The 14,248-nt window shown below is 73.2% G+C and carries 4 protein-coding genes; 3 read left to right on the forward strand and 1 reads right to left on the reverse strand.

From position 1 onward, the window contains the following. The first annotated feature begins 454 nt into the window (after positions 1–454). The 3 genes from LC193_RS00740 (at position 455) to LC193_RS00750 (ending at position 12,332) form a co-directional block, all read left to right on the forward strand. Positions 455–4,636 carry a LamG-like jellyroll fold domain-containing protein gene (locus LC193_RS00740; RefSeq protein ID WP_318842115.1) on the forward strand — a complete coding sequence of 1,394 codons (4,182 nt, stop codon included), beginning with the start codon at positions 455–457 and terminating at the stop codon, positions 4,634–4,636. Positions 4,637–4,704: 68 nt separating this feature from the next. Further along, entirely contained in the window at positions 4,705–11,889 is a 7,185-nt protein-coding gene (locus tag LC193_RS00745) for an RHS repeat-associated core domain-containing protein (RefSeq protein WP_226070272.1), read from the forward strand. After that, positions 11,886–12,332, forward strand: coding sequence for a hypothetical protein (locus tag LC193_RS00750; protein WP_226070280.1), 447 nt, complete (start codon positions 11,886–11,888; stop codon positions 12,330–12,332). Before LC193_RS00745 ends, LC193_RS00750 begins: the two co-directional genes overlap by 4 nt. Before the next feature lie 53 nt (positions 12,333–12,385). Here the strand turns inward: LC193_RS00750 and LC193_RS00755 are convergent, their stop codons facing one another. Next, positions 12,386–14,074 (reverse strand): ABC transporter substrate-binding protein, encoded by a 1,689-nt coding sequence (locus tag LC193_RS00755; protein ID WP_226070282.1) that lies wholly within the window; start codon positions 14,072–14,074, stop codon positions 12,386–12,388. Positions 14,075–14,248 lie beyond the last annotated feature (174 nt).

Raw genomic sequence — 14,248 nt, forward strand, 5'->3', positions numbered from 1 at the left:
GGCGATGCACCGCACCGGATCGCCGATCCTTGGCGGGCCAACCTCGACTGGCGCCGCACCAGTCCCGCCCGAGGCAGCAACTCCCCTCTACGCAGCCGGAGTTAGCTCGGCGCCCAGGCGGATGCCTTCTCGCCCCCGGCCGGTCCGGCGCCCGGAGCCGCACCCGCCGTCCCTCCCGCCGCACCCCGGGGCGGCGGTCACGCACCTCTCACGACGGCTCCACATGTCGGTCGAACGACCGTCACCGGAAATGCCGAACTCCCCTTACTCTCACGGGCGTCGGGCGATCGAGCATCCCGACTGCCCGTACGGGCGCGGTCGATGCCGATGTCCGCGCCGGTGCGGCACCGAGGCGGAGCCTGGGAGTGGGCACATGGGGCGTCGGACGGCGAGACCGCGGCGGACACGGTCGGCACGGTGGCGAGGATGGACGGCGGCGGTTCTGGCCGTCGCGGTGTGGGCGGGGCTCGCCCCGGCCGGACCGGCCGCGGCGCGAACGCCCGCCGCGGAGGACGGCACCGGATCCGGGGCCGCGCACACCGCGCCCTGGGACCCGGAGCCCGAGCCCGCCTCCGCCGAGGCGGAGGCGCTCGAACTGGCCGCGGAGTCGGGTGAGCCGGTCGAGGTCATGGAGCTGCGCGGCGAGACCAGCGAGGTGTTCGCCACTCCCGCCGGCACCCTGGAGGCACGCGAGTACCTCAGCCCGCGCTGGACGCGGGTGGACGGCGCCTGGCAGGCCGTCGACCACGACCTCGCGCCCCGGCCCGACGGGACGGTCGGCCCCCGCGCCGCCACCGTCGAGCTGTCCTTCTCCGGCGGTGGGGACGACGACCTGGTGCGCATGGTGCGCCACGGCAGGGAACTCGCCCTCACCTGGCCGGGCGAGCTGCCCGTTCCCACCCTCGAAGGCCCTGTCGCCACGTACCCCGAGGTGCTGCCGGACGTCGACCTGCGCATGACCGCGGTGCCCGACGGTTTCCTCTCCCTGCTCGTCGTCAGGACGCCCGAGGCGGCGGCCCGCCCCGAGGTCGCCGAGCTGCGCTTCGGGATGCGCGCGGAGGGCCTGGACGTCTCGGTGACGGACGAGGGCGCCCTGGAGGCCGTGGACGAGGGAAGCGGCGGCGCGGTCTTCACCGCGCCCGCCCCGCTGATGTGGGACTCGGGCGAGCCGGAGGAGGCGCCCGCGACCGCGAGGACCGCCGCCGCCCTCGCCGCCGACGACGAGGCCGACGCCCCCACGGGCGACCCAGCCGGCGACCCCGCGGAAGGCCCCACCGAGGCGTCCCGCGTGGCCAGGACCGGTGTCGAGGTGCCCGAGGGCGACGACGCGCTGGTCCTCACGCCCGACCCCGGCCTGCTCCACGACGACGCGACCCGTTACCCCGTCTACATCGACCCGCAGTGGCACTCGCCCAGGTCCTCGGCGTGGACCATGGCCTCCAAGACCTACCGGGGCACCTCGTACTGGAAGTTCAACGGCAAGTCCGACGAGGGCGTCGGCAACTGCACCGGCTGGTACGGCTGCCCGTCCGGCGAGGTCAAGCGCCTCTTCTACCGGATCGACACCTCGCGCTTCGCCGGCACCAACGTGCTGAGCGCCGAGTTCACCGTGCGCAACGTCTTCTCGGCCCAGTGCTCCGACCACGCCGTCCAGCTCTGGCGCACCAAGGGCATCAGCTCCAACACGACCTGGAACACCCAGGCGGCCTCCGGCTTCTGGATCGAGCGGCTGCGCACCGAGGGCTTCAACTACGGCGGTTCGCAGGACCACTGCAAGCCGGCGGGCGACGCCGAGTTCCCGATCACCGGCGCGGTGCAGACCGCGGCCGACGCCAGGCAGTCCACCCTCACCTTCGGGCTGCGGGCGAGCAACGAGACCAACCCGAACCACTGGAAGCGCTTCGGTTCCGCCGCCCACCTGCGGGTGGAGTACAACCGCCCGCCGCAGCAGATCCCCATGTCCCGGCTGACGATGGAGTACGGCGGCACCTGCAAGGCGCCGGCCCAGCCGGTGCACGTGCGCACCCTCGGCCAGATCAGCGCAGCCAACGTCACCGACCCCGACGGCGACAACGTCCGCGTCCAGTTCCAGGTCAAGAACGGCGCCACCGTGCTGTGGACCTCGGGCCTGAGCACGGCCAAGAAGTCCGGCTCCGCCTTCTCCGCCGCCCTCCCCGCCAACCTGCCGACGGACGTGCCGCTGCACTGGCACGCCCGGGTGTACGACGGGCACGACTACAGCCCCTGGTCCTCCGGCGGCTCGGCCACGGCCTGCTACTTCACCTACGACACCTCCGTGCCCGAGGCACCCGTCATCGACTCCGCCCACTACCCGGCCTCCGACCCCGCCGACCCGGACGACCCCTGGCACGACGGCGTGGGCCGGTACGGCACCTTCACGGCCCATTCCGACGAACCCGGCGTGACCCGCTACCGGTTCGGCGTCAACGGCGACCCGCGGCCCGGAAACGAGGTCACGGCGCCCGCCGGCGCACCGGCCGCGTTCGAGGTCCTGCCGGAGCAGCCCGGGGTGCACTTCGTCACCGCCCAGGCCATCGACCGGGCGGGCAACGCCTCGGAGACCCGCACCTACACCTTCCGGGTCGGCAGCGGCCCGGGGCCGCGGGCCACCTGGGCCATGGACGAGGGCAGCGGCGCGACCCGGTTCGAGGCCACCGCGGCCGAGCGGGCCGCACGGCTGGCGGGCGACGCGCGCCCGGGCGCCGAAGGGGCGTTCGGCCAGGGGCTGTGGCTCGACGGCGCGACCGGCCACGCCGCCACCGACACGACGGTGGTCGAGACCGGCGGCGTCTACATCGTCTCGGCGTGGGCCAGGCTCGACCGCACGCCGGAGGCGGACGCGGTCGTGGCGGCGCAGACCGGCAGGCACCGGCCCGGGTTGGAGCTCTCCTACTCGGCCGCGCAGGACGCCTGGGCCCTCGGCCAGTACCGCGCCGACGCCCCGGACGAGGACCGGCAGGCCCGCGTCGTCGCCGATGACGTGGAGGTCGTGCCGGGAGAGTGGACCCACCTGCTCGGCTCCTACGACGGCAGCGCCCTGCGCCTGTGGGTCGACGGCGCCTTCGCCGGGTCGCTCGCCCACACCGGGGCCTGGGACGCCCGGGGGCCGATGCTGCTGGGCGCCGGAAAGTACGGCTCCGAGGTCGCGTCGTTCTTCCCCGGCACCATCGACGAGGTCCAGGTCTACGGCGGCTTCTTCCGCGAGGGCGACCCCGACATCGCCAGGCTCGCCGCCGGCGAACGCATCCGGGAGGCACCGGGCCGGCCCGCCACCGCCCTGTTCGCCCTGGACGAGCCGGCCGACGCCACGGCCGTGTCGGGCGCGGGGGACGTGGTGCCCGCCGCCATCTCCGGCGGGGTCACCCCCGGCGTGGAGGGCCCGCGTTCGACCGCCGCCCGCTTCGACGGCACCGACGGGGTGGCCACCACCTCATCGGGCGTCGTGCGCACCGACCGCAGCTTCGCGGTGTCCGCCTGGGCCCGGCTCGACAAGTCAGGCGCCACCGGCGCCGGCATCATCGCCACCCAGGTCTCCGACCAGCAGCCCGGCTTCGAGCTGTACTACTCCCGCTCCTACGACCGCTGGGCGTTCAACCAGTACTCCGCCGACAGCGCCGGCGCCACGCCCGTCCGCGCCATCCAGCCGAGCGGCACCACCGCCCGCGACGGCGAATGGACCCACCTGCTGGGCGTGCACGACGCCACGCGGGACACGCTGACGCTCTACGTCAACGGCCGCGAGGCCGGCCGCACCGACCACGTGGGCTGGCACGCCCGCGGCCCGGTCCAGATCGGCGCCGGGCAGTACGGCGGCACGCAGGGGGCGTTCTTCTCCGGCGACATCGCCGAGGTGCGGGTGTGGGACCGGGTGGTCACCGCGCCCGAGGCGAGCCAGCTGTTCCAGCAGACGCCCCAGGTCGCGGGCCGCTGGATGTTCGAGGAAGCGGGCACCACCACGCCGGACGCCTCCGAGCACGGCAACCCGCTCACCCTGGCCGGCGGCGCCGCCATCGGCGGCGGCTGGGTCGACTCGGGCGCCCTCGAACTCGACGGCCTCACCGGCCACGCCGCCGGCGCCGTGCCCGCCGACACCTCGGGCAGCTTCACCGTCAGCGGCTGGGCGCGGGCAGCCGCCGCGCCCGGGGATGAGGTGTCGCTGGTCAGCGCCACCGGCAGCCAACGCAGCGCCTTCAGCATCGACTTCGTGCCCGACCCGGAGGAGACCGGCTGGGGAACGTGGCAGGCGGTCCTCAGCGGTGAGGACGCCGCCGGGGCCACCGAAGTCCGCGTCGGCAGCCGGCTCTTCCACGACGTGCGCGACTGGAACCACATCGCCCTCGTCTACGACGGATACGCCAACGAGGCCCGGCTGTGGGTCAACGGCGTCCTGGAGGAGACCCAGGACGGCGGCTCGTGGGCGGAGAACGTCCTGACCTTCGAGGCCACGGGCTCCTTCGAAGTGGGCCGGACCCTGCGCGAGGGCGCCTGGGGCGGCCACTGGCCCGGCGGCGTGGACGACCTGTGGGTCTTCCGGGGCGCCCTCACCGAGCAGCAGGTGCGCCATCTCGCCGTGGGCCAGCCCGGCCTGCCCACCGAGGTCCCGAGCGCCGGATGACCCCCGCCGGCGCGGCACCGCGCGACCCCCACCGTCAGCCATCCGTCCAGAAAGGGACACGAGGCGGCATGAGACCCCCGGCACGGCGCTGGCGCGCCACCGCACGGCTGCGCGCCCACCTGGCGCTCGTCCTGGCCACCGTGATGGCCGCCACCCTCCTCACGGCCAGCGGATTCCGGGAGGAGTTCGACGACGGGACGTCCCCCCTGCCCGACAGCGAACGCCCCGTCGCCGGGGAGGCCGCGGCCGTCGCGGACGCGCCGCCCGCCCGGCGGCCGGCGCCCCCGACCCCGGTGGCGGCCTGGCCGGAGGCCGAGACGGCCGTCGTCGACCTCGCCGGCCACGGCACGGCCGGCGCGCCCGAGCCCGTCGCCGGCCTCCCCGTCGCCCTGGCCGCCGACGCTCCGGGCCTGACGGCCGAGGTCACGCTGCTGGACGCGGAGGCCGGCCGGGCCGTGGGCGCCGCGGGACCCGTCGTGGTGATCCGCCCGGAGGAGAGCACGGCTTCCGGCGCCCCCGAGAGGGCGGACGCACCGGAGCCGGCCGACGCCCCCGCCGCGGACCCGCCCGCCGGGGAGACGCCCGCAGGCGAGACACCCGCGGAGGAGGCGCCCACCGCCGAGGTGGAACTCGACTACTCGGACTTCGCCGGAGCGTTCGGCGGCGGCTTCGGCGCCAGGCTCGGCCTGGCCGAACTGCCGGCCTGCGCCCTGGAGACCCCGGGGGACGCCGCGTGCCGCACCCCCGCCCCGGTGGACTTCACCAACGACACCGAGAACGGCACCCTCACCGCGGACGGCATCACCCTCACCGCCGGCACGGCGACCGTTCTCGCCGCCGTCTCGGAAGAGGGCAGCGAGCGCGGCGACTTCGCCGCCACCGAACTCTCCGCGGCCTCCACCTGGGGCGCCGACCTCAACTCCGGCGACTTCACCTGGTCCTACGACATGCCGGCCCCCGCGGTCCCCGGCGGCCTGCTGCCGACGCTCGGCCTGTCGTACTCCGCGGGCGGCGTCGACGGCCGCACCTCCTCGACCAACAACCAGGGCTCCTGGGCCGGTGACGGCTTCCAGATGTGGCCCGGCTACATCGAACGCGCCTACACCTCGTGCGGCTACGACGAGGTGCAGAACGAGCACGACCAGAACGTCGGCGACCTGTGCTGGGAGTACGACAACGCGTTCATCTCCCTCAACGGCATGTCGGGCGAGCTCGTACCCGACGGCGCGAACACCTGGCGGCTGCGCCAGGACAACGGCACCCGCATCGAGCGCCTGACCGGCTCCGCGCGCGCCAACGGCGACAACAACAACGAGTACTGGCGCGTCACCGACACCGCCGGCACCCAGTACTACTTCGGCTACCACCGCCTCCCCGGCTGGACCGAAGGGGACGAGACCACCGACTCCACCTGGACCGTCCCGGTCTACGGCAACAACAGCGGCGAGCCCTGCCACGCCTCCGCCACCGAGGACGCCTGGTGCCAGCAGGGCTGGCGCTGGAACCTCGACTACGTCGTGGACGTGCGCGGCAACGCCATGGCCTACTACTACGACCGGGAACGGAACTCCTACGGCCGCTTCCTCGAAGCCGAGGACGACACCCGGTACACCCGCGGCGGCACCCTCGACCGCATCGAGTACGGCCTGAACGAGGACGACGTGGCCGGGGGCGTCCCGCTCGCCCGGGTGCGCTTCACCAACGAGGACCGCTGCCTGCCCGGTGACGGCGCCGACTGCTCCGACATCGAGGAGGACCCGTACCACTGGTACGACACCCCCTGGGACCTCAACTGCGACGCGGGCGAGGAGTGCGACGCGGGGCGTTTCTCACCGACGTTCTGGACCACCAAGCGCCTCACCGGCGTCACCACCGAGGTCCGCGTCGGCAGCGCCTACCAGAAGGTCGACTCCTGGGAGCTGACCCACCACTGGGGCACCGCGGACGCCGACTACCAGCTCCTGCTGGACGGCATCCGCCACACCGGCCACACCGGTGACGAGCCCATCTCCCTGCCGTGGACCCGGCTCGACTACACCCAGCTCGCCAACCGCCTCGACGAAACGGGCGACGGCTACGCCCCGTTCGTCAAGGCGCGGCTCTCGCAAGTCGTCGACGAACTCGGCGGCCAGATCAACGCCGGCTTCTCCGCCCCCGCCTGCACCGCGGGCGACCTGCCGAGGCCCGAGTCCAACACCACGCGCTGCTTCCCCCAGTACCTCGCGGGCGGCCCCGAGCACGACCCCGACCTCCAGTGGTTCAACAAGTACGTCGTCACCGACGTCACCGTGACCGACCGCACCGGCGGCTCGCCGAACCAGGTCACGCGCTACCGCTACCTCGGTGACGCCGCCTGGCACTACGACGACGACAACGGCCTGGTCCCCGAGGAGGAGAAGACCTGGTCCCAGTGGCGCGGCTACGGCCACGTCCGCGTCCTCGAAGGCGGGCAGGACTCCTCGATCTCCCAGGAGGACACCTACTTCCTGCGCGGCATGCACGGCGACCGGCGCGAGGAGGACGGCGGCACCAAGTCCGTCAGCGTCGCCCTCGGCGCCGGCGAGGGCGACCCGATCACCGACCACGCCGCGCACGCCGGCTTCCCGTACAAGACCGTGATCTTCGACGGCACCGACGGCTCGCCCGTCTCCAGGACCGTCTCCCGGCCCTGGCGCCAGGAGACCGCCCGCGACGAGCGCGACTGGGGCACCATCGCCGCGCACTTCACCGGAACGTCCCGGCAGACGTCGTGGAGTTCGCTCAGCGAGGGCTCCGCGGAACGGTGGCGGGTCACCGAGCAGCGCACCGCGTTCAATCCGGACACCGGCGACGTCATCCGCGTCGACGACCTCGGCGACACCTCCGTCGCCGGCGACGAGAAGTGCACCCGCATCACCTACGCGGCCGTCGACGACAGGAACATCCGCGGCCTCATCGCCCACGAGGAGCAGGTCGCGGTCGGCTGCTCGGCCACCCCGGACCGCGCCACCGACGTGCTGGGCGCCACCCGGTTCGCCTACGACGGCAGGGACTACGGGGCGGCGCCGCGGTACGGCGCGGCCACCGCGACCGCCGTCCTCAAGGAGCACGACGGAACCACCGGCACCTACCTGGAGTCCGGCGCCACCTTCGACCGCTACGGCCGCCAGCTGTCCGAGACCGACCTCACCGCCGACCTCACCGTCCCAGGCGACGGCACCGGCGCGGCCAGGGTGCAGCGCACGCCCCGCGACGACGGGCGGACCGCCACCACCTCGTACTCCCCGGCCACCGGCTTCGCGACCACCATCCGCACCACCTCGCCACCGGCCACGCCGGGCGACCCGGCGAGCGCCCTGACCGAGACCACCGTCAACGACATCCCGCGCGGCCAGCCGCAGCGCACCATCGACCCCAACGGCGCCACCACCACCTACGCCTACGACGCGCTCGGCCGCAACACCGCGGTCTGGATGCCCGACCGGCGCACGAGCGCGACGCCGAGCTACGCGTTCGACTACCGGATCGTGGAGAACGAGCCCGTCGCGATCAGCTCCTCCGTGATCGGCAACCGCGGCCGGCAGGACACCTCCTGGACCATCTACGACGGCCTGATGCGCCCGCGCCAGACCCAGACGCCAGGGCCCGACGGCGGACGCCTGCTCACCGACACGTTCTACGACGAGCGGGGCCTGACCACCAAGACCTTCGCCGCCTACTACGCCGAGGGCGCGCCGGGCCACGCGCTGTTCCTGCCCGCCGAGGAATCCGCCGTCGAGACGCAGACCCGGCACCGCTTCGACGCCCTGGGCCGCGAGACCGAGACCAGGCTGATGGCCGGGGACGGCGACGGCGGGCGCGAACTGTCCGTCACCCGCACCCACTACGACGGCGACCGCGTCACCACCGTCCCGCCCGCGGGCGGCACGGCCACCACGGGCCTGATGGACGCCCACGGCCGGCTCACCGAGCTGCGCGAGCACCACAGCCCGTCCGCCGACGCGCCGTTCGACACCACTCGCTACACCTACACCCCGCGCGGTGAACTCGCGTCCGTCACCGACCCGGCCGGCAACGAGTGGACATACCGGTACGACCAGCTCGGCCGGATGGTCTCCACCACGGACCCGGACACGGGCACCACCACCCACGTCTTCGACGACCGAGCCCAGACCACCTCGACCACCAACGGCCGCGGCGTCACCCTCGCGGCGGCCTACGACGGCCTCGGGCGCGTCACCGAGATGCGGGAGGGCGGCCCCGACGGCCCGCTGCGCGCCGAGTGGCTGCACGACACCCTGCCGGGCGCCAAGGGCCTGACCGCCAAGGCGATCCGCTGGGAGAACGGGGAGGCGTACGTCTCGGAGACGCTCGCCGTCGACGTGCTCAACCGGCCGCTGCGCACGGCCATCACCATCCCCGAGTCCGAGGGCGCTCTCGCCGGGACGTACACCTCCACGGCGCGGTACGAGGCGTCAGGGGCGGTCGGCTCCGTCGGCCTGCCGGCCGCGGGCGGGCTGCCCGCGGACACCGTGTCCTTCGCCTACGAGGACGGAACGCTCCGGCCGCTGACGGTCTCCACCTTCTCCGGCCTGTCCTCCGACGCCACCTACAGCCTCACCGGCAAGCCGCTGCGGTACGTCTTCTCCGCCGACGACGGCCCCGAGGTCACGGCCACCCACACGTACGAGCACGGCACCCGGCGGCTGCTCACCTCGCGCGTGGAGCGCCAGGACCAGCTCGGCGTCGACCGCCACGAGACGTTCCGCTACGACCCGGCGGGCAACGTCCTGGCCGTGGCGGACGTCTCCCGCACCGGCACCGACGTGCAGTGCTTCACCTACGACCACCTGCGCCGGCTCACCGAGGCGTGGACCCAGGCGGTCACGGAGTGCGCCGCGAGCGGATCGGCCGCGAGCGTCGGCGGCCCCGAGCCGTACCACCACGAGTACACCTACGACCTGGTCGGCAACCGGCTCACCGAGACCCGCCACGAGCAGGACACCACCCGCGCCTACACCTACGCGGAGGACCAGCCGCACGCCGTCACCTCGGTCACCGAGGAGGCCCCCGGCGTCACCTCGCTTGAGCAGTACGGCTACGACGCGGCGGGCAACACCGTCTCCCGCCAGCTCGACGGCAACACCCAGACCCTCACCTGGAACGCCGAGGGCAGGGTCGCCGAGGTGGAGAACGCCGACGGCACCGGCGCCGAATACCTCTACGGCGCCGACGGCTCCCGCCTGATCGCCAGGACCGCCGCCGGCACTACGCTCTACCTCGGCCACACCGAACTCACCGTGCCCGAGGGCGCCGACACGGCCGAGGCGACCCGCTACTACGACCTGGGCGGCGGCCACCAGGCGGTGGTCACCGAGGACGGCACGACGTCGTTCAACCTCGCCGACCACCACGGCACGGGCAACCTCTCGGTGAACGCCGCCACGCAGGCGATCACCCAGCGCCGCACGCTCCCGTTCGGCGGCCCGCGCGACAGCGAGGCGGACACGGCCTGGCCGGGCAGCCGCGGCTTCGTCGGCGGCATCGACGACACCGGCACCACGGGACTCGTCAGCCTCGGCGCCCGCGAGTACGACCCGGCGCTCGGCCGGTTCATCTCCGCCGACCCGCTGATGGACCTGACCGACCCGCAGCAGATCAACGGCTACGCCTACGCCCACAACAACCCGCTCACCTACTCCGACCCGACCGGGCTCTACAGCAAGAAGCTGGGCAGGGGCGGCAAGAAGAAGTCCCCCGGCAAGGCGATCGGTAGGCCCTCCACCCCGAAGGCCCCGGCCTGGACCCCCTCGTGGTACGGCTCCACCGGCGGAAACGCGTGGCAGCGCGGCTGGAACGCGTTCCGCGACACCGCGTGGGAGTCCATCGCGCCCGCCGCGCAGGCCGCCCACCGCGACCACATACTGCTCAACCAGTGCCTGCGCTCGGGAGCCAGCGGCTGCTGGGGCGACGCGGCCATGCGCGCCGGCGAGTTCGCCGTGACGAGCTGGTGGGACATGAACGCCCTCAACCCCCAGGCGTGGGTCAACACCGCCACCGGCACCTGGGACCACGTCACGGGCATCTATGACGACATCAAGGCGGGCCGCTACGCGGAGGCGACCGGAACCGTCCTGTTCGACGTCGTCATCGGCCTGGCCACCCGCAAGCTTCCCGTGTCGATCAAGCCCCGTGGCGACACCCCGAGCCCGTCCGGCAACAGGGGTGACCGCACTCCCGAAAGCAGTGGCGGTGGCGGCGGCTCGTCCGGCGGTGGTGGCGGCGGAGGCGGCTCCTCCGGCGGTGGCGGCGGCCCACGCGGCGGCGGTGGCGGCGGCTCGTCCGGCGGTGGTGGCGGCGGAGGCGGAGGCAACGTCGGTGGCGGCGGCGGAGGTGCGCACAGCCCCACGGGCAGCGCCGGCAACTCCTGCCACAGCTTCCTGCCCGGCACCGAGGTCCTCCTCGCCGACGGCACCACCAAGCCCATCGAGGAAGTGGAGACGGGCGACCTCGTCCTCGCCACCGACCCCGAGACGGGCGAGACCGTCGCGAAGACCGCTGTCGCGGCCATCACCACGGAGTACGACAAGGACTTCACCGAGCTCACCATCGACGCCGAGGACGGCCCGTCGCGCATCATCGCGACCGACACCCACCCGTTCTGGGTTCCCGCACTCGACGACTGGATCCCGGCGGGCGAGCTGCACACGGGCCAGTGGCTGCGCACCAGCAGCGGCACCCACGTGCAGATCACGGCCGTCACCCGCTTCACCGAACAGCAGCGCACCCACGACCTGACCGTCGAGGACATCCACAGCTACTACGTCCTCGCCGGCACCACCCCGCTCCTCGTTCACAACTGCGGCGAGGCGATCGTCCACCTGGACAGGCCGCAAGCGCATGCCCTGATCACCGTCACGGACGGGACGGACACGCTTCGCACAGAACAGTTCGGCGGTGTGAACCTGCCGACGAACGGAGTCTCCGAATTCGACCCCGCGACGCTTTCACCGGTCATCCTCAACGTGCATGTGTCGCTGCCGAACCCCGGGGGCGCGCTCGCCTTCATCGAGGTGGCGATGGCGAAGACGGCCCGAGGCAAGTGGCCGGCCTACGACCTGGAAACGCAGAGCTGCATCACCTACTGCGCGCAGGTCCTGAACGCAGGGGGCGTGCCCGGCATCCCCACGGATTCGATGTACAACACCACCGCGTGGTTCATCCGGCACCACGGGCGCCACGCGCCGGGAGGACGGAGGCGCGGACGGCGATGAGCGTGCCGGACGACCAGGACGACCTCGCGGAGCTGAGGCGGATTCTCGCCTCACCCGCGGGGTGGGAGCCCCCGCCGGAGCTGCGACGCCCGACGGCCTCGACCCACCACAACCTGGTCGTGCTCCTGCTGAGCTGCCCGTTCCTCGGGCATCCGGCCTACGCGCTGCTGGGCAGGTACCTCACCGAGCAGGCCCTGTACCAGGACTGGTTCCGGGGCGTGGCGAAGGGCTCGGGCCGCTCCCTCACGGAGATGGCGGAGCTGGCCCGGCTGCCGGGCGAGGTGACGGGACGCGTGTACGCCGCCTGGCTGGCGTTCGACGCGGCGGCCGGCTCCGAGGGGCCGGACGCCGAGGTCGGGGCCGCGGTGGCGGCGGCCAGGTCCGGGCTTGAGAAAGCCCTGGCCGCCGCCGCCGGCGCCCTCGCGGCGGCACGCGCCGCCTGACAGACGGCCGGTACCGCGTCGCGGTACCGGCCGTCCGTCCGTGGGGCCCGTGGTCACTCCGCCACGGGCTCAAGCCTCTTGTAGATCGCCGCCTGGTCCGGGCGGCTCCAGGTCGCAGGGAAGGCGTAGAGATCGTCCGCGGTGGGCCAGCCGCTGAACTTGCCGGCGTGGAACTCGGTGCTGGTGCCCGCGGTCAGGATCGGGATGTAGGGCATGTCCTGCTCGATGCGCGCCTGAATGGTGTCGTAGTGCGGCAGTCGCGCCTGGGTGTCCTCGGGATTCAGCCGGCTCAGCGCCTCGATGGCCTCGTCGACCTCCGGGTCGGAGTAACGGGCGTAGTTGGTGTCGGAGGGCTCGCCGACGGGCGCGGTGTTCTGCGAGCCGAAGAAGTAGCTGTAGATGTAGTACGGGTCAGGCGCGGGGCCGGGGTAGAGGGAGTCGATCATCAGCTCGTAGTCGCCGCGGGCACGCGCGTCCGACATCTCGTTCCAGGAGGACTGCGAGACGGTCAGTTCGATGCCGGCCTGGGCGTACTGCTCGGTCAGGACGCCCAGGGCCGTGATGTAGTCGGTCCAGCCGCCGACGACGGTGACCGTCAGCGCGAGGCGTTCGCCGTCCCGCTGGTGGATGCCGTCGCCACCGCGCGTGTACCCGGCGTCGGTGAGGATCCGCTCCGCGCGGTCCAGGTCCGCGGACATCGGGGCCGTCGGCTCCTCCAGCGCGCCGGAGACGTAGGCCGCGTCCCGTTCCGGCAGGGCGAACCCCGGGGACACGGCGCTCGCGGTGTTCTGGAAGGCGAGCTGGTTGAGCTGGTCGCGGTCCATCGCGTAGTAGAGCGCCCGGCGCACCGCCGGGTCGGTCTGCGGTCCCTCGCAGCCGAGGTCCGCGTTCGCGCAGGTGTCGAGGACCATCTGGTTCATCGGTACCGTGATGACCTGGTAACCGGGGTAGTTCTCCTCGACGTTGGCGATGTCGGGCACCGGGCCGCTGAACATGTCGACCTCCCCCGCCGCCAGCGCGTCGGTGGTCGCCTGGTTGCCGGACAAGGAGTCGTACCGCACGTTGGCGACGGCCGGCTCGCCGTCCCAGTACGTGGGGTTGGCGGTGAGGGTGAACGCCTGGGGCTTGAAGTCGCCCAGGGTGTACGGGCCGGTGCCGACGGGATCCGCCACCGGGTCTCTCGACGGGTCCTCCATCGTGCTCCAGAGGTGTTCGGGCACGATCCAGGTCTTGCCGAGCAGTTGCGGGGCGTCCATGTAGGACGGCTCCTCGAAACGCACCACGACCTGGGCGGGGTCCACGACCTCGGTGGTCCCGGTGAAGCCGATGGTGTTGGGGACGCCGCCCGAGGCGACCAGGTCGAACGTGAACTTGACGTCGTCGGCGGTGAAGTCCTCGCCGTCCGACCAGGTCACGCCCTCCCGGAGGGTGATCGTCAGCTCGGTGCCGTCCTCGTTCCACGAGAAGCCGGTGCCCAGCACCTCCTGCGGGTCGCCCTGGCCGGCGAGGTTGAAGTAGAACAACGACTCGAAGATCATCCCCGGCCCCTCGACCGCGGTCGGGGAGTACGGGTTGAAGTTGCGTATCTGGTCACCGGACTGTCCTGGCACCACCAGCGTGTCGGGCGGCGTCGAACCGCCCCCGCCGCCGGAGCCACCGCACCCCGCCACCAGGAGCGCGACGGCCGTCGCACCGATCACAGCGATCCGGGTCCGTCGCGTTCTCCCCAGGGACACGGGCATGCGCACCTCCTCCTGGCCGGCCCGCTCGCCGCGCGCGGTCCGGCCGTCGATCGAAATGGTTGAAGACGTGCCGGGCCCCGTCCCCCGGGCTTTCGTCGGGCCGAAAGGATCGGCCCGCTGCCGTCTCCGCGGGCGATGCGTGCCGCGCGGCGGCGACGGGGGCCGCACGGGCCG

This window comes from Streptomyces marincola (assembly GCF_020410765.1).
In the GTDB taxonomy this organism is placed as follows: Bacteria; Actinomycetota; Actinomycetes; order Streptomycetales; family Streptomycetaceae; genus Streptomyces; species Streptomyces marincola.

Bases quoted from the DNA above. Each gene is read 5' to 3' on its own strand.
- LC193_RS00745 (WP_226070272.1), top strand. From the start codon at position 4,705: ATGAGACCCCCGGCACGGCGCTGGCGCGCCACCGCACGGCTGCGCGCC.
- LC193_RS00750 (WP_226070280.1), top strand. From the start codon at position 11,886: ATGAGCGTGCCGGACGACCAGGACGACCTCGCGGAGCTGAGGCGGATT.
- LC193_RS00755 (WP_226070282.1), bottom strand. From the start codon at position 14,074: ATGCCCGTGTCCCTGGGGAGAACGCGACGGACCCGGATCGCTGTGATC.